Annotated in this window: 17 protein-coding genes; 6 read left to right on the top strand and 11 right to left on the bottom strand. The window is 65.6% G+C overall.

What is annotated here, in order from left to right:
* The 8 genes from ribB to K426_RS20615 form a co-directional block, all read right to left on the bottom strand.
* A complete protein-coding gene (ribB, locus tag K426_RS20580) occupies nucleotides 1–1284 on the bottom strand; it encodes a 3,4-dihydroxy-2-butanone-4-phosphate synthase (RefSeq protein WP_066560971.1) in 1284 nt (427 codons plus the stop codon).
* An 83-nt stretch (nucleotides 1285–1367) separates the two neighbouring features.
* On the bottom strand, nucleotides 1368–1982 hold the full coding sequence (locus K426_RS20585) for a riboflavin synthase (RefSeq protein WP_066560974.1): 615 nt from the start codon (nucleotides 1980–1982) through the stop codon (nucleotides 1368–1370).
* Between the two features lie 67 nt (nucleotides 1983–2049).
* Nucleotides 2050–3063 (bottom strand): bifunctional diaminohydroxyphosphoribosylaminopyrimidine deaminase/5-amino-6-(5-phosphoribosylamino)uracil reductase RibD, encoded by a 1014-nt coding sequence (gene ribD / locus K426_RS20590; RefSeq protein WP_257721819.1) that lies wholly within the window; start codon nucleotides 3061–3063, stop codon nucleotides 2050–2052.
* Nucleotides 3060–3530, bottom strand: a complete 471-nt coding sequence (locus K426_RS20595; protein WP_066562084.1) for a hypothetical protein — start codon at nucleotides 3528–3530, stop codon at nucleotides 3060–3062. The genes ribD and K426_RS20595 overlap by 4 nt, the downstream gene beginning before the upstream one ends.
* Before the next feature lie 83 nt (nucleotides 3531–3613).
* Entirely contained in the window at nucleotides 3614–4300 is a 687-nt protein-coding gene (locus K426_RS20600) for an energy transducer TonB (RefSeq protein ID WP_066560979.1), read from the bottom strand.
* Nucleotides 4301–4484: 184 nt separating this feature from the next.
* Complete coding sequence (locus K426_RS20605; RefSeq protein ID WP_066560982.1) at nucleotides 4485–5750, bottom strand: DUF445 domain-containing protein; 1266 nt, start codon at nucleotides 5748–5750, stop codon at nucleotides 4485–4487.
* 163 nt (nucleotides 5751–5913) lie between these two features.
* Nucleotides 5914–9072: an efflux RND transporter permease subunit gene (locus K426_RS20610; protein WP_066560985.1), complete on the bottom strand. Its 3159-nt coding sequence runs from the start codon at nucleotides 9070–9072 to the stop codon at nucleotides 5914–5916.
* A gap of 109 nt (nucleotides 9073–9181) precedes the next feature.
* On the bottom strand, nucleotides 9182–10354 hold the full coding sequence (locus tag K426_RS20615; RefSeq protein WP_066560988.1) for an efflux RND transporter periplasmic adaptor subunit: 1173 nt from the start codon (nucleotides 10352–10354) through the stop codon (nucleotides 9182–9184).
* A 198-nt stretch (nucleotides 10355–10552) separates the two neighbouring features.
* On the opposite strand from K426_RS20615, the gene K426_RS20620 reads away from it, so the two are divergent.
* Nucleotides 10553–10801 carry a GlsB/YeaQ/YmgE family stress response membrane protein gene (locus tag K426_RS20620; protein ID WP_066560991.1) on the top strand — a complete coding sequence of 83 codons (249 nt, stop codon included), beginning with the start codon at nucleotides 10553–10555 and terminating at the stop codon, nucleotides 10799–10801.
* A gap of 68 nt (nucleotides 10802–10869) precedes the next feature.
* Here the strand turns inward: K426_RS20620 and K426_RS20625 are convergent, their stop codons facing one another.
* The 3 genes from K426_RS20625 to K426_RS20635 all read right to left on the bottom strand — a co-directional run bounded on the left by K426_RS20625 (nucleotide 10870) and on the right by K426_RS20635 (nucleotide 11990).
* Entirely contained in the window at nucleotides 10870–11124 is a 255-nt protein-coding gene (locus K426_RS20625; protein WP_066560993.1) for a GlsB/YeaQ/YmgE family stress response membrane protein, read from the bottom strand.
* Between the two features lie 160 nt (nucleotides 11125–11284).
* Nucleotides 11285–11584, bottom strand: a complete 300-nt coding sequence (gene sciP / locus K426_RS20630) for a CtrA inhibitor SciP (protein ID WP_066561002.1) — start codon at nucleotides 11582–11584, stop codon at nucleotides 11285–11287.
* A gap of 109 nt (nucleotides 11585–11693) precedes the next feature.
* Nucleotides 11694–11990 (bottom strand): hypothetical protein, encoded by a 297-nt coding sequence (locus K426_RS20635; protein ID WP_046762224.1) that lies wholly within the window; start codon nucleotides 11988–11990, stop codon nucleotides 11694–11696.
* Between the two features lie 125 nt (nucleotides 11991–12115).
* Here K426_RS20635 and mnmA point away from each other — a divergent pair, with 125 nt between their 5' ends.
* From mnmA to thiL, 5 genes are all read left to right on the top strand, one after another.
* Entirely contained in the window at nucleotides 12116–13222 is a 1107-nt protein-coding gene (gene mnmA, locus K426_RS20640; protein WP_066561009.1) for a tRNA 2-thiouridine(34) synthase MnmA, read from the top strand.
* Nucleotides 13223–13304: 82 nt separating this feature from the next.
* Nucleotides 13305–13967 carry an ATP phosphoribosyltransferase gene (hisG, locus tag K426_RS20645; protein WP_066561012.1) on the top strand — a complete coding sequence of 221 codons (663 nt, stop codon included), beginning with the start codon at nucleotides 13305–13307 and terminating at the stop codon, nucleotides 13965–13967.
* The gene (gene hisD, locus K426_RS20650; protein WP_066561015.1) at nucleotides 13957–15246 is read left to right on the top strand and encodes a histidinol dehydrogenase; all 1290 of its coding nucleotides are present in this window, start codon (nucleotides 13957–13959) and stop codon (nucleotides 15244–15246) included. Before hisG ends, hisD begins: the two co-directional genes overlap by 11 nt.
* An 86-nt stretch (nucleotides 15247–15332) precedes the next feature.
* Nucleotides 15333–15779 (top strand): transcription antitermination factor NusB, encoded by a 447-nt coding sequence (gene nusB / locus K426_RS20655; protein ID WP_066562086.1) that lies wholly within the window; start codon nucleotides 15333–15335, stop codon nucleotides 15777–15779.
* A 66-nt stretch (nucleotides 15780–15845) separates the two neighbouring features.
* Nucleotides 15846–16760: a thiamine-phosphate kinase gene (gene thiL / locus K426_RS20660; protein ID WP_066561017.1), complete on the top strand. Its 915-nt coding sequence runs from the start codon at nucleotides 15846–15848 to the stop codon at nucleotides 16758–16760.
* Nucleotides 16761–16953 lie beyond the last annotated feature (193 nt).

Here is a 16953-nt window from a genome sequence, read left to right on the forward strand (position 1 = left end):
TTAAAGCTCGATCGACCGCTGCCCAACCACGGCCAGGTCATAGCCGTCAAGCGCGATCAGGCTGTGATGGGTGTTGCTGATCAGGATCATGTCATGCACGCCGAGTTCGGCCAAAATCTGCGCGCCCACGCCATAGTCGCGCAATTCGTCCATGCCCGTGCCGGGCTGACCGGCATGATGGCGCAGGATGCGGGTGACGACATCGCCCGGCGATTGGGGGGTAAGGGCAACGATGATGCCCGCCCCTTCCTCCGCGATGATCTCCATCGACTTGGCGAGCAGGCCGTTGCGCGGTCCAGTCGATCCGTAGACATCGTCAAGCAAGGAGAGCTGGTGCATGCGGACCAGCGTCGGCTCATCGGACGAGACATTACCTTTTTGCAGCACAAGCTGCTCGGTCTGGGTCGCCTTGTTGTAGAAGCTGATCGCTCTCCAGTCGCCGCCCCACTGGCTGTTGAAGGTGGTTTCGGCGCGACGTTCGACCATATGGTCATGCCGGCGGCGATAGGCGATGAGGTCGCGGATCGTGCCGATCTTCATCTTGTGCTTCTGGGCGAAGGGGATCAGGTCGTCCAGCCGCGCCATGGTGCCGTCATCCTTCATCACCTCGCAGATGACGCCGGAGGGATTGAGGCCGGCAAGGCGGGCGACGTCCACCGCCGCTTCGGTATGGCCGGTGCGGACCAGCACGCCGCCATCCTTGGCCACCAGCGGGAAGACATGGCCGGGGGTGACGATATCGTCGCGGCTCTTGGACCCGTCGATCGCGACGGAAATGGTGCGGGCGCGGTCGGCGGCGCTGATGCCGGTGGTAACGCCCTCGCGCGCCTCGATCGACACGGTGAAGGCGGTTTCATGCCGCGTGCCATTGTTGCGGCTCATCAAACCCAGGCCCAGATGATCGACCCGGTCCTTGGTCAGCGCCAGGCAGATGAGGCCGCGGCCATGGGTGGCCATGAAGTTGATCGCGTCGGGCGTCGCCATCTGCGCGGGGATGACTAGGTCGCCCTCATTTTCCCGGTCCTCGTCATCGACCAGGATGAACATGCGGCCGTTGCGGGCTTCGTTGATGATCTCTTCGGGGGAAGCGAGCGCGGTGCCGCCCTCGCGCTTGATGAGATAGCTTTCCAGCTTACCCAGTGTTTCGGCAGTCGGGTTCCAGTCCGCCTCGCCCAGCTTGCGCAGGGAATTGGCGTGAAGGCCCGCCGCGCGGGCAAGGCCGGATCGCGACATGCCCCCATCGGTGACGAGCGAGCGGACGGTATCGATAAGGGCTGACGACATGCTAACGACTCCTTCCCCGAGGCGGGGTCCGAAACGGAATGGTGTCGCATATCACATCATGATGTGATTATGGCAAGAGATAATCACATTGTGCCGCTGCGAAGGCTCTGCATGCGGTCGAGATAGCGCGCCAGCACGTCGATCTCCAGATTGAAGGCGCGGCCCGGTGTCAGGCTGTCCAGAGTCGTCGCGGCGGCAGTGTGGGGGATGATGTTCAGACCGAAATGGACGGAGCCATCGGCCTGGTCCTCCACCGTGTTGACGGTCAGCGAGATGCCGTCGACCGTGATCGATCCCTTGGCGGCCAGAGCGGGCGCCAGTTTCGCGGGCGCGGCGATCAGAAGGCGGGTCGAATCGCCTTCGCTGGTGGCGGACACCAGCGTGCCTACGCCGTCGACATGGCCGGTCACGATATGGCCGCCCAGTTCGTCCCCGACCTTGAGCGCGCGTTCGAGATTGAGGCGGCCGCCTTGTTCCCACAGGCCCGGCGCGGTGCGGGCGGCGGTTTCGGCCGACAGGTCCACCGCAAACCAGTCCGCGCCCTTTTCGACCACCGTCAGGCAGGCGCCGGAACAGGCGATGGATGCCCCGATGGCAACCGTTTCCATGTCATAGGAACAGCCGATCACCAGGCGCAGGTCGCCGCGCTGCTCATGGGTACGGATGGTGCCGATGTCGGTGATGATGCCGGTGAACATGATCGCTGATCCATTTTTTCCCGTTCGGGCCGAGCCGGACGAACTTATGTTTGAGTTTTGCCGTGATCTAGGCGCTACGCGTGCGAACGTAAACCTCCAGCCGGTCCTCGCCCAGCCGCCGTTCGTCGCTGAGCCGCCAGCGGCCATGGGCGTCGGCAAGATCGGTCAGGCCGATATCGCCTATGCCCGCCAGCCCCGCCCCGATGACGATCGGCGCGCGATAGAGCAGCAGCCGATCGACCAGATCGGCGCGCAGAAAGGCGGCGGCGGTCTGCGCGCCACCCTCGACCAGCAGATGATCGACCTGGGGCAGAGTGGCGATGTCCTCCGGCGCGGCGATGCTTTCCCAGCCTTTGGGCACGGCGGCATGGCTGAGCAGCACGCGTCGCGGCGAGCGATCCTCCAGCCCGGCCAGTCGCACGTCCAGGCGCGGCGCATCGGCGCGTAGCGTCCCGCCGCCGACCAATATGGCGTCATGCCGCGCCCGTTCCATATGGGCATGGGCGCGGGCCGCATCGCCGGTGATCCAGCGGCTGGACCCGTCGGCCAGCGCGATCCGGCCGTCGAGCGACAGCCCAAGCTTGAGCGTGACGGCCGGCCGGCCCAGCGTCTCGCGCAGCACAAAACCGCGCATGGCGGCGGCGGCTTCCTGCGCCATCAGCCCCATCTCGACGGCGATGCCGCGCTTGCGCAGCCAGGCGGCGCCCTGTCCGTCGGTACGCGGATCGGGATCGCGCAGGGCTATGACGACGCGGCGCACGCCCGCCCGCGCCATCAGGTCGGCGCAGCGCGGGCCGCGTGGGGACAGATGGAAGCACGGCTCCAGCGTCACATAGGCGGTGGCGCCGTGGGCGCGGTCCATCGCCTGCTCCAGCGCCTGGGCTTCGGCATGGGGGCGACCGCCCTTTTGCGTCCATCCCCGGCCGACGACATGGCCGTCGCGCACGATCAGGCAGCCGACATTGGGATTGGGGGTGGAAAGCCCGCGCCCGCGTTCCGACAGGGCGATGGCAGCCGCCATGAAACGCCGGTCCTGCGCGGGATCGGCGGGGGATCGGGCGGTTTTGGATCGGGCGCTCAGGGCTGGGCAGCTCCGCTTTGGGCTGATCCGGGGCCGGATCTTTCCGTCGCCTCGGCCTTGGCCAGCCGGGCGTCGAGCTGTGCGTTGATCTGCTTCAGCGCTTCCTTGCGGCGGGCGGTGTTACGCGCTTCGTCCTTCTTCCAGTCGATGCCGAAAATATCAGCGACGCCCTGCATCTCCTTCTGCTTCTTCTCGATCGCCGCCTCGCGCTTGGCGAGGTCGATCTTCTGCTGGAGGATGATCGCCGCGTCGGAACGGCTGGCGTCCCAGCTCTGCACATAGAAGATCTGGTTGCGCGTCGGCATGGTGTTGGTGTTGGCGTCGACGATGAAGGCCCAGATGATGACCCAGGTGAACGCGACGGACAGGCCGAGCAACGGCCATTTATGAGGCCGGTTCTCACGAAAATAGCTCCACAGGTCGCTCATCGCGCTCTTGGGAGACACCGGACGGGGGAATATCGCCATCGCGCCGATATAGGGGAAGGCGGGGCCGGATGCAAAAGCGCTGTTGCCCGATGCGGTGATTTCCGGCCCCCTTCCCTTGGATTTCAAACGTCTGCGAGGCGGAAATGGACGGTCAGCACCTTGGCTGAACTGATCGCCACCCCATCCCGAGTCGCCGGGCGGAAGCGCCATTTGCGCAAGGCGTGGCGCTGGGTGGCGAGCCAGAAGGCTTCGTCGGTGGCGGACAGCCGCTCTATGTCGGTGACGCGGCCATCGGGACCGATGGTGACGCGGACCACGACCTTGCCCTCCATCCCCTGCCGAATCATCGTGCCGGGATAGTCGGGCTGGAAGGCGGCCAGTGCGCGGGGGTCGATGGTGGCGTCGGCCAGCACAGGCTCGAGGCCCGGCGGAATTATGGGTGGCGTGATCGTGCCCGTACCGGGATCGCCAGCGGCAATATGATCGTCGGCCTTCGTCGTGAAGCCGGTCGGCGGCGTGGGGACGGCCGGTTTTTCCACCACGGTCGGATGGGAATGGGGCAGGGGCTTGGCATCGCTTTCCGGCTGGGGCCGTTCCGGCGGAGGCGGCGTGTCAGCGACCGGATAGGTGGTCAGCGGCGGAGGATCGCGAAAGACGTCGATCATCTCCTTGGGCATCAGCAGATAGGCCCCGACCACCAGCGCATGAACGGCGATCGCACCGCCTATGCCGAAAGGGGATCGGGCGCCGCCGCTATAACCGGAAAGCTGAGCCTCGCCACCTGCTGTCCGCAACGTCATCAGTCGCATATCGCACCCTCCTGTCATGCGATCCCTCACGGATCGTCATGACATGTTACAACATAATTTTATGATATGTTGCAACATTAATTTTGATTGATGGAGTGAGCGACGGCATGCGCCAGCGCCTTTCCAACATCGGAAACTGGGTTCCTGCCTGCGCAGAAACACGGCTGGAATTAGCGGGGCAGTTCTACAGCAGGGTGTCGACGGCGTGGATGGCGAGTCCCACCAGCCCACCCACCAGCGTGCCGTTGACGCGGATATATTGCAGGTCGCGCCCGACCGCATGTTCGAGCCGGCTGGTGACAGTGCCCGCATCCCAGCCGCGCACGGTTTCGCTCACCAGCTTGACGATGGAGTCGCCATAGGTCGCCGTCGCCCCAACGGCGGCACGCCGCATGAAGCGGTTGATCAGCAGGCGCAGCCGGGCATCCTCCTGCAAGGTAGCGCCCAGTTGGTGGAGCGCTTCACCCAGACGCCCGGCCATGGCCTTGCCGGGATCGCGCACGGCCCGCAGCAGGCCGCTGCGCGCCTGCTCCCACAAGCCGTCGATCCAGCGCTGCATCGCCGGATTATCGACGATCTCGTCGCGGATGCGGGCGACGCGGGCCTGCATCTCCAGGTCGAACTGGAGGTCGGCGGCAAGCTTCGTCAGGCCTTCCTCCGCCTTCAGCCGCAGGCTGTGTCCGGCGTCCTGCGCCATGTCGGCCAGCAGTCTGCGCAGCCCGTCGATGATCGCGTTGGCAAGATTTTCGTCCAGGCCGGTCCAGCGCAATATCTTGCCCGATCGGTCATGCACCATCTGGCGGATCAGATGGTCATTGGCCTCCAGCGTGCGGTCCGCCCAGAGGATGATGCCGTCCATCACAGGGGCATGGCGGCCGTCGCGCATCGCCGCCTCCAGCGCCTGGCCGATCAGCGGGGCGAGGTTCATCGCCCGCAGCCGCTGGGCGATGGCGCCCTTCACCATGCCGCCCAGCCGTTCCTGGTCGAGCGCCTCCAATATGTCGGCGGCGAGACGGGACGCGCCTTCGCGCAGCCGCCCGTCGCCGCTGGAGGGACTGGCGAGGAAGCGCCCCGCCACGCCCGCCATGTCCAGCCGCTGCATCCGCCGGGCGACGACGGCGGGTGTCAGGAAATTGTCGCGCAGGAACAAGGCGAGCGTGTCTCCGATCCGGTCCTTGTTGCGCGGAATGATCGCGGTGTGCGGGATCGGCAGGCCCAGCGGATGGCGGAACAGGGCGGTGACGGCGAACCAGTCGGCCAGTCCGCCTACCATTGCCGCCTCGGCAAAGGCCTGAACAAAGCCGATGGCGGGGTGGAGGTGTACGGTGGCCCGCGCCGCCAGAAACAGCGCCGCCATGGCGAGCAGCATGCCCGTCGCCACCATCCGCATGCGCCGCGCCGGATGGACAGGACTGACGGCGACGGGGCGGGGCGGGGCAAGCATTTTCATGACCAGCTAACGGTTACGCCGCCGTTTCGTTCAGGCAAGTGCTTCTTTTCAGGGCTGGGGTGGTGGCTGCGATCGACCAAGCCATTAACGCATCGTGCTCCTGCGAAGGCAGGAGCACGACGTATTTCCAGGAAAACGGCGCAAGCCAGACCGCCTTACACTCCTATTCCGCCGGTTGCGCGGCCCCCGCCCGGTTGTCGCCGGGCTTGTAGGTCAGCAGGCGGCGGCCGAGGCGCGGGCCGACCCATTCCTCGATCCCCAGCGCCAGGCTGAAGGTCGCGGGCACGATCACCAGCGTCAGCACGGTCGACAGGATCAGGCCGCCGATCACGGTGATGCCCATCGGGGCGCGCCAGGCACCGTCGCCGCTCAGCGAAGCAGCGGTCGGCACCATGCCAGCGACCATCGCCACGGTGGTCATGACGATCGGCTGGGCACGCTTGTGCCCGGCGTCGATGATCGCCTCCAGCTTGGGCACGCCCTTGCCCATCTCCTCCAGGGCGAAGTCGATGACCAGGATCGAGTTCTTGGCGACGATGCCCAGCAGCATCAGCAAGCCGATCAGCACCGGCATGGACACCGGATTGCCAGTCAGGTGCAGCGCCACCGCCCCGCCCAGCGGCGCCAGCAGCAGCGATCCCAGGTTGACGAAGGGCGGCATCAGCCGCTTGTAGAGCAGCGTCAGCACCGCCAGCACCAGCATGATGCCGGAAATGACCGCGATGACGAAATTCTGGATCATCTCCGCCTGCCACTTGCTGTCGCCGGTGTTCAGCTTCTGCACGCCCGGGATCTGGCCGGCGGTGATCGCCTTCATGGTCGGCAAGGCATTGATCTTGACCATCGCCTGGCTGGTGACGATGCCCGGCGCCAGGTCCGCGCCCACGACGATGCGGCGGATCTGGTTGTAGCGGCGAATCTGCGTCGGTCCCGCGCCGAATTCGATGTCGGCCACGACCTTCAGCGGCACGGAGCCGCCGCTGACCGTGGGCACCGGCATATTCTCGATCGTCGCAAGGTCGCGGCGGCTGTCTTCCGCTATCGCTACGCGGATCGGAATCTGCCGGTCGGACAGGGAGAATTTGGCGCTGTTCTGATCGATATCACCGATCGTCGCGACACGGATGGTCTGGCTGAGCGCGGCGGTGGTGACGCCCAGGCTGGCGGCCAGGTCGAAGCGCGGCTTGATGACGATTTCCGGCCGGTTCATGTCGCCCGCGACCCGCGGCGCGCGGATTTCATGAATCCCCGCCATTTCCGACACCAGCTTGTTGGCGGTCTGCTCCAGCTTCACCGGGTCGTCGCTACCGAACATGATGATGATGTCCCGGCCGAAGCCGCCGCCCGATTGCGATTGGAAATTGACGCGGGCGTCCGCGACCTGCTGGAATTTGGGCGCGATCTTGCGTTCCCATTCGACCGAGGAGATGGGCCGGTCCTTCCTCAGCGTCAGGTAAATGTCGGCGCCGGTCGTCTGGATATCGGCAAAGGCGGCTTCGACCATGTCCTTGTCGGCGGCGAGCATGTCCGCCACCTTGCGGGTGATCGCCGTGGTCTGCTGCAATGTGCTGCCGGGCACGGTTTCGACCTTCACCTGGCTGAAATCCGTGTCGATCGTCGGCTGGAACGACATGGGCAGCGTGCCGAAGGCCGCGATGGTCGCGATGAAGGCCAGAAAGCCGAAGCCCATCGTCCAGATGCGATGGTCGCGAAGCCATGCGGTAAAACGCGCCGCACCGCCGCGGGCGCGATGGGCGACGGCCCGGCGTTCGTCCAGCGACCAGCGCAGCACCGCCATATAGACGTCCATCAGCCAGCCTTCGCCATGGCTTTCCTGGCCATGGGCCTTCAGGAAATAGGCGGCGATCATCGGCGTGATCAGGCGCGCGACCGCCAGGCTGAGCAGCACGGCGACCACCACGGTCATGCCGAACTGGATGAAGAACTGGCCCGAAATACCGGGCATCAGCGCCACCGGCAGGAACACCGCGACGATCGCCATGGTCGTGGCCAACACCGCCAGGCCGATTTCGTCGGCGGCGTCGATGGAGGCCTGATAGGCGCTTTTGCCCATGCGCATGTGGCGCACGATATTCTCGATCTCCACGATGGCGTCGTCCACCAGCACGCCCGCCACCAGGCTCAAGGCCAGCAGCGAGATGCCATTCAGGGTGAAGCCCATCATGTCCATGAACCAGAAGGCCGGAATCGCGGACAGCGGAATGGCGAGCGCCGAGATCAAAGTGGCGCGCCAGTCGCGCAGGAAGAGAAAGACGATGACCACGGCCAGCACCGCGCCCTCGATCATCGCCTGCATGGCGCTGTGATATTGGCCCTTGGTATATTCGACGCTGGTGTAGAGCTGTTTGTACTGGACCTTCGGATTTTCCTTCCGAAGCTGCTCCAGCACCTTCATCGCGTCGTCGAAGACGGTGACGTCGGACGATCCCTTGGCCTTTTCCATGCTGAAGCTGGTCACCTGCCGCCCGTTCATCAGGGACAGCGTGCGCTGTTCGGCATACATGTCGCGCACATCGGCCAGGTCGGCCAGCTTGACGGTGCGGCCGCCGGAAATGGCGATCTGGGTTTGGCCCAGCGCATAGGCGTCGCGGGCGTTGCCCAGCACGCGGATCGCCTGTTCGGCCCCGGCGATTTCGGTGCGGCCGCCCGCCGCGTTCAGGTTCACTTGCTGAAGCTGCTGGTTGACCTGGGACGCGGTGATGCCATGCGATTGCAGCTTGGCGGGGTTCAGGATGACGCGGATTTCGCGGGACACGCCGCCGCCGCGCTTGACCGCCGCCATGCCGGGCACCGCCAGCAGCCGCTTGGCCACGCTATTGTCGACATACCAGGACAGTTCCTCCAACGTCATGTCGGTCGCTTCGGCGCTGAAATAGGCGATCGGCCCGCCGTCAATGTCGACGCGGCTGACCTGCGGTTCCAAAATGCCTTCGGGCAGGTCGCTGCGGATCTGGTCGACGGCGTTTTTCACATCGTTGACGGCGCGGTCGACCGGCGTGCCGATCTGGAACTGCACATTGGTGTTGGACTGGCCCTCCGACACCCAGGAGGTGATCTCGTCCACGCCGCTGATGCCGCGCACCGCCGCCTCGACGCGTTGCGTCACCTGCGTTTCCAGTTCGGTCGGCGCCGCGCCGGGCTGGCGCACGACGACGCTGGCCATGGGGAAGCTGATATCGGGATTCTGATTGACGTCCATCCGGCTGAAGCTGACGATGCCCGCCAGCAGCAGCGCCACGAACAGCACCAGCGGCGACACCGGGTTGCGGATGGCCCAGGCGGAAATATTACGAAAACTCATGACGGCTTCCTCGCCTGCCGGTGGGCGCGCAAGTTTTTGTTGTCGCATCGTTTCAAGCGGAAAACCGGTTCCCACTTTTCCGCACGATGCTTTGGCGCGCCACGCCGCTTCATTTGGACTTGCTGACCTCTGGCTTCACCTTCTGCCCCGGCGTCAGAAAGGCGCCGGCCGAAGCCACGATGCGTTCATTGCCGTTGAGGCCGTTCAGGATCGACACGCCCGCATCCGTCACCTGGCCGATCTTGACGTCGCGCCGCTGCACTTCGTCGCGGCCGTTGACGACAAAGACATAATTGCCCTTCTCGTCGCTCTGCACCGCCGATTCCGGCAGCATCGGCGCGGAGCCGGTGCCGCTGACGATCGCGGCGGAGGCGAAACCGCCCGGACGGATCGCCGGATTATAGGGGATGGCGATCCGGGCAATGCCCTGACGATTCTGATTGTCGACCACCGGCGACACCTGCCAGACGCGTCCGGTAAATTGCTCGGTGCCACCGACCGGGGTGACGGTGGCGCTGTTGCCGGTGCGCAGCGTGGCCAGATCGCCTTCGCTGACCTGGGCCAGCATTTCCATCTCGCCACCCTTGGCCATGCGGAACAGCGTGGCACTGCCCGATCCGACGATCTGGCCCGGTTCCACCGCACGGGTCAGCACCAGCCCGGCGGCGGGCGCGCGGATGTCGAGGCGGCCGGTGCGGGCGCGCTGTTCGGCCAGTTGGGCAATGGCGACATTGACGCGGGCATTGGCGGCATCGCGGGTCGCGGTGCGCTGGTCGATGTCGGCCTGGCTGATGAAGCCGCGCGACACCAGCGCCTTGGCGCGGTCGAGCTGGGCCTGCGCCAGCTTGGCGTCGGCGCGGCTGACCTCCACCTGCGCGGCGAGCGAGCGGATCTGTTCGGTCTGGACGGAGCGCTCGACGGTCGCGAGTATCTGGCCGGCGCGGACCCAGTCGCCCGGCTGCACCAGCACCCGCGTCACCGCACCGCCTTCGCCCACGACGCCCACCGGCATTTCCACCCGCGCGGCGAGCGATCCGGTGGCGCTGATGGTGTGCGACACAGTCGACTGGCCGGGGCTGATCACCGTCACGACCGGCGCCTGCGTGGCGCTGGCGGGGGTTTCCGCGCCCTTGCCGCGCATGCTGACCCAGGTGGCGACAGCGATCAGGATGATGGCGACGACGGCGCCGATCACCAGCCTGCGGCGCCAGATCGAGCGCTCATCCTGATCGCCAAGGACATTTGCCGGCGCATCACCGACCAGCGGGGTTTCGTAATTCATCCTGAATCCATCTTTCGGCCATCAGCGCCGTTCGGGTTGCTGTATTACATGAATACATCACCCGGCTCAAGCCCCCATTATCACGGCCGTGGGAAGGATCGCAAAGCCATTTGGCAGGCGCGGGGCGTCCGCTCGACCGGCCCTTGCCAAAGGCGCCCGACTGTGGCGCTATAGCCCGCATGGCGGCGGGAGGCGGCGATGGAATTGCTGGGATGGATCATTGTCGGCCTGTTCGCCGGGGCGCTCGCCCGGCTGGTCATGCCAGGCCGCGATCCGGGCGGCTGCGTCGTCACCATCCTGCTGGGCATCGCCGGCGCCCTGCTGGCGGGCTATGTCGGGCGACTGCTGGGCGTTTATGAACCCGGCGAGCAGGCGAGCTTCATCGCGGCCGTGCTGGGGTCGATCGGCGTGCTGGCGCTCTATCGATTCTTTGCCGGGCGGGGTTGAACAGCCGCATATGCGCATAAAAGAGGCCGCGCCCCTACGGACACGGCCTCTTTGTTCTTGCCGGGTGTTTAGCGGACCGAACCGCGACGCACCAGATTGACGATCGCGAGCAGGATGACAGCGCCAACCAGCGACACGAGGAAGCTGTAAAGCGTCAGGCCGTCATTGATCGAACCGCCGCTGAAGATCAGGCCACCGATGAACGCGCCGACGATGCCGACGACGATGTTCAGCAGGATGCCCTGTTGCGCGTCGGTCCGCATGACCATGCTGGCAAGCCAGCCGATGACGCCGCCGACAACGAGCCACAAAATGATGCCCATTTCTCACTCTCCTTGGTCCACAGCCCCTTTCGGGTGGGCTGATCTGTTCAACGGAGAAGTCGGCTTTACGTTCCATTTCACCTTGACAAAGCAGAAGGCCGCCGGATGCCAGATCCGGCGGCCTTGCTGTAATGCGACCCTTTTTTCTAGAAACGGATGATCAGTATTTCTGCTGCCGTTCGTAGAGGGACTTGTAATATTGGATGCGCGTCACGCGCAGGCCGTGCATGCCGGAACGGTCGACGGCGCGCTGCCAGCTCGCAAATTCCTCCAGCGTCAGCGAATAGCGGGCGCAGGCTTCATCCACGGTCAGCAGGCCGCCATTGACGGCCGCGACGACTTCAGCCTTGCGGCGCACGACCCAGCGAGTCGTGTCCACGGGCGGCAGGCTATCCAGAGTCAGGGGTTCTCCTAGCGGCCCGACGACCTGTGCAGGTCTGATTTTCTGGTTCTCGATCATTATCACCCTCAATAAGCGGCACTGGCGTTGCCGATTGTTCAGCAGTGCGAACTGTTTGCGCTCCAAGCCCTGAACAGGGCCTAAAGCGCCACGGTAAACGCCCCCTTCATCATCCTTGCCCCACCCTTAATCGGTTCGCGATCAACGGGTTAAAGCTGCCCGCGAGCCCTACGGCCTCGATATTGCCGCCGGAACGTGGCGCGAGGATATCGGCCAGTTCCTGGACCCAGTCGCCTTCGATTTCCTGCCCCCGCAGGACGCCCGCGACCGCCTGCGCGGTCGGGCTGGCCGCCTGCGCCGCCGCCGAAGCGGCCCGCAAGGACGGCCAGACCGGCACGCGCCGCCGGCCCGAAGGCTTGACGAAGCTGGGCTTGAGCCCGCCTGTCCGAAGGAATCCCAGATCCATGGGAGAGGGATTTAGAGCCTAAAGGATAAGGTCCGGTAAACTTGTCCCCCGAAATGGGTACGGCGATGCGACGAAAGATTGAATCCGGCTGGCACCCTGGGACGGGGACGACTATATGCGCGCCCATGCAGCCCCAGTTCCAGCTTACCGAGCCGCTGAATGCGCGGCGCATCGTCGTCGCCATGTCGGGCGGCGTGGATTCGAGCGTCGTCGCCGCGCTTGCCGCGCGCACGGGCGCGGAAACCATTGGCGTGACGCTTCAGCTTTACGATCATGGCGCGGCGGTGGGACGCACCGGAAGCTGCTGCGCGGGACAGGATATTCGCGATGCGCGGGCGGTCGCGGACCGCATCGGCATCGCCCATTATGTCTTTGATTATGAAAGCCGGTTCCGGGATTCGGTGATCGCTGATTTTGCCGATGAATATATGGCCGGGCGCACCCCTATCCCCTGTGTGAAGTGCAATATGGGGGTGAAATTCACCGACCTGTTCCAGATAGCGCGCGACCTTGGCGCCGACTGTCTGGCCACCGGCCATTATGTGCGCCGGATGGAAGGGGCGCGGGGCGCGGAACTGCATCGCGCAGCCGATCCGGCGCGGGACCAGAGCTATTTCCTCTTCGCCACGACTCAGGCGCAGCTCGACTATCTGCGCTTTCCTTTGGGCGGCCTGCCCAAGCCGCAGGTGCGCGAGATCGCAGCGGAACTCGGCCTGTCGGTTGCGCTCAAACCGGACAGCCAGGACATCTGCTTCGTGCCCGATGGCGACTATGCGAAGATCGTGCGCAAGCTGCGACCCGATGCCGATGAGGGCGGGGACATCGTTCATATCGATGGCCGCGTGATGGGCACGCACAAGGGGATGATCCATTATACGGTCGGCCAGCGTAAGGGGCTGGAGATCGGTGGGCAGGCCGAACCGCTTTATGTCATACGTCTGGATGCCGAAGACCGGCGCGTGATCGTCGGGCCGAAGGCGGCGCTGGCGGTGTCGGCGGCGCGGCTCTCCGACATCAATTGGCTGGGCGGGGATTTCGCCGGGCCGCTGACCGCCAAGGTGCGCTCCATGGCCAAGCCGGTCCCGGCGCGGCTGGAGGGCGAGCGGTTGGTCTTTGATGCGCCCGAATATGGAGTGGCGCCGGGACAGGCGGCTGTTCTCTATGCGGGCGACCGGGTGCTGGGCGGCGGCTGGATCGCGGCGACCGAGGCGGCGCTGGCGGAGGCGGCCTGAACCTACCCCCAACCCCTCCCGCAAGCGGGGTGGGCAGCCCGACCTTGCCCTTTCACGCCCCTCCAAGTAAGGCGCGCGGGTCATGACTCGTCCGCTCACCTTCGCCATCCCCAAGGGGCGCATCCTCGATGAAGCGCTGCCCTTGCTCGCCAAAGCCGGTATCGAGCCGGAGGCGGAGTTCCATGACAAGAAAAGCCGCGCTCTCCGCTTCGCCACCAATCGGCCCGAAGTGTCGATCATTCGCGTGCGCGCCTTCGACGTGGCGACCTTTGTGGCGCATGGCGCGGCGCAGATCGGCATCGTCGGTTCGGACGTGCTGGCAGAGTTCGATTATTCCGAGATTTATGCGCCGGTCGACCTCGACATGGGGCATTGCCGCCTGTCGGTCGCGGAACCCGTCGGCTTATCGCAAGAGGACGAGGCCGCGCTCAGCCATGTGCGCGTCGCGACCAAATATCCCTATCTCACGCGCAAATATTATGAAGCGCGGGGCATTCAGGCCGAATGCGTGAAGCTGAACGGAGCGATGGAACTGGCGCCCTCGCTGGGGCTGTCGCGGCGGATCGTGGACCTTGTGTCGTCGGGCGCGACGCTGAAGGCCAATGGGCTGGTCGAGACTAACATCATCATGCAGGTGTCGGCGCGGCTGATTGTCAATCGCGCCGCCTATAAAATGCGCTCGGCCGAACTGGTGCCGCTGGTGGAGGCTTTCCGCAAGGCCGTGGGGACGAAGGATGCCGCTTAGGCTCGACACGGGCGACGCCGATTTCGCTGCTGCGTTCACCGCACTGGTCGATGCCCGGCGCGAGGCCGATGAGGATGTGTCGCGCGATGTGACCGCGATCCTCAAGCGGGTGCGCGCCGAGGGTGATGCGGCGCTGGCCGACTATACCAGCCGTTTCGATCGCCACGATCTGGACGTCAGCGGCTGGGCGGTGGAACCCGCCGAATGCCGCGCGGCGCTGGAGGGTCTTTCCACCGAGCTGCGCGACGCGCTGGAACTCGCGGCGGCGCGGATCGCCGCCTATCATAAAAAGCAGAGGCCGCAGGACAGCGACAGCATTGATGCGGCGGGCGTTCGCCTGGGGGCGCGCTGGAACGCCGTGGACGCGGCGGGGCTTTACGTCCCGGGCGGCCGGGCGGCCTATCCCAGCTCGCTGCTGATGAACGTGATCCCGGCCAAGGTGGCGGGCGTGTCGCGCATCGCCATGGTGACGCCGACCCCCAATGGGGAGATCAATCCGCTGGTCCTCGCCGCCGCGCAGATCGCCGGGATCGAGGAAATCTGGCGCGTCGGCGGGGCGCAGGCTGTGGCGGCGCTTGCTTATGGCACGGATCGGATCAGGCCGGTCGACGTCATCACCGGCCCCGGCAACGCCTGGGTCGCGGAGGCGAAGCGTCAGCTTTACGGCGTGGTCGGCATCGACATGGTCGCGGGACCGTCCGAGATCGTCGTGGTCGCTGACGCAAAGAACAATCCTGACTGGATCGCGGCCGATCTGCTCAGCCAGTCCGAGCATGACCCCACCAGCCAGTCGATCCTGTTCACAGACGATGCGGCCTTTGCCGATGCAGTGGCGGCGGCAGTGAAGCGGCGTTTGCCTTTGCTGTCGACGGAGGTCGTGGCGACCACGAGCTGGAACGCCAATGGCGCGATCATCGTCGTGCGTGATTTCGACGAAGCCATGCCGCTGGTCGACCGCCTGGCCGCCGAGCATCTGGAACTGGCGGTGGACGATCCCGACGCGCTGTTCGCCAATGTGCGCCATGCCGGGTCGGTTTTCCTCGGCCGGATGACGCCCGAGGCGGTGGGCGATTATGTCGCCGGGCCGAACCATGTGCTGCCGACCGGGCGTCGGGCGCGCTTCTCTTCGGGGTTGTCGGTGCTGGACTTCATGAAGCGCACCAGCTTCCTCAGCCTCGATCAGAACAGCATCGATGCCATCGGTCCCGCCGCCGTCGCGCTGGCGGAGGCGGAGGGGCTTCCGGCGCATGCGGCTTCGGTGGCGTTGCGGCTCAAATAATCCGTTGCCCTGCGCATTGCGCGGGGTCATTTTTCTCCCTCGGGCCGGTTTCGACATTTCCGGTTCGAACGGCTATGGACCTGTTGATGAACGATCGCTCCAAATCCCGCTCCGCCGCGCGCCTTGCCGCGGTTCAGGCGCTCTACCAGCTCGAAATGGAGGGCACGCCGCTCCATGTGCTGCTGCATGAGTTCCACCAGCATCGCCTGGGCGCGACCATCGAAGATGTGACCTATGCGCAGGCGGAGGAGAGTTTCTTCGACGATGTCGTGCAGGGCGTGGACCGGCGGCGGGAGGAGATTGATGGGCTGATCGTGGCGCGTCTCTCCAAGGGCTGGAGCCTGGAGCGGCTCGACAAGCCGATGCGGCAGATCCTGCGTGCGGGCACCTATGAACTGCTCGCCCGCAAGGATGTGGCGACCGGCACCGTGATCAGCGAATATGTCGATGTCGCCCACGCCTTTTACGACAAGCGCGAGGCGGGCTTTGTGAATGGCCTGCTCGATGCGGTGGCGAAGGACGTGCGGAAATAACGGTTATGGCCGATTGCGCTCCTGCGAAGGCAGGAGTGCGAGGCGCTAAAGAGGATCGGCCGTGCCATGTCCGCTGAATCGCGCTTCCTGACCCTGCTTCGCCTGCTGGCGAATGACCCCGCCGCGCAGGGCTTGCAGGACGATGTCGCCGTGCTGGAAGTCGGCGGCTCCCGCCTGATCCTCACCAGCGATACGATGGTGGAGGGGGTGCATTATCTTCCCGCCGATCCGCCCGCCGACATCGGCTGGAAGCTGGCGGCAGTGAATCTGTCCGATCTCGCGGCCAAGGGCGCGAAGCCGCTCGGCTGCCTGCTCAACTATGCGCTGTCCGGCGATGATGCGTGGGATGCCGCGTTCCTCGAAGGGTTGGGGGAGGCTCTGGCCCGTCACGCCATGCCTTTGCTGGGCGGTGACACGGTGCAGATGCCGAACAGGGCTCCGCGCAGCTACAGCCTGACCGCGCTGGGCGAGGCGACCGGCCCTGTCCCCTTGCGCGGTGGCGCCAAGGCCGGGGACCGGCTGTACCTGACCGGCCCGGTGGGGGATGCGGGCATCGGCCTTGAGCTGCTGCGAACCATGCCGGGCGCCTCTGGACCTCTGGTCGACGCCTATCGCCGTCCGCGTCCGCGTCTGGCCGAAGGGGCGCTGCTGGCGCCCCTTGTCCATGCCATGATGGATGTATCCGACGGCCTGCTGATCGACGCCTCGCGCATGGCAGCGGCGAGCGGCCTGGCCGTCACCATCGACCATATCCCGCGGTCGCCGGCACTGGAAAGCGCGCGTGGCGCCAGCAATGCGATTCAGATCGCGGCGGCGCGGGCGGGGGATGATTATGAGCTGCTCTTTGCCTTGCCCGCCGCGTTGAAGCCCCCGGTGCGGGCCATTCCGGTCGGGCGGTTTTCGCAAGGGACGGGATTGACGCTGATGATCGACGGGGTGGCCATGCCCTTGCCCGACCGGCTCGGCTGGGAACATGGCTGAACTTTTCTGATTTGCGTCAATGCCGTAACGGGTTGACGCGGCCCGTCCGCCCTGTAGCTTCACCCCCGACCTTTCTCAGCCCCGGTAGGACCGCATGATGTGCGTGAGCCTGTTGCTGATTGACGCGGTGCCCGATGCCGGATGCATGAAATCCGGCCGCCCGCCCTTACGCCCTTCGCCCGCCCGTAATTCC

The sequence above is a fragment of the Sphingobium sp. TKS genome, assembly GCF_001563265.1.
Taxonomy (GTDB): Bacteria; Pseudomonadota; Alphaproteobacteria; order Sphingomonadales; family Sphingomonadaceae; genus Sphingobium.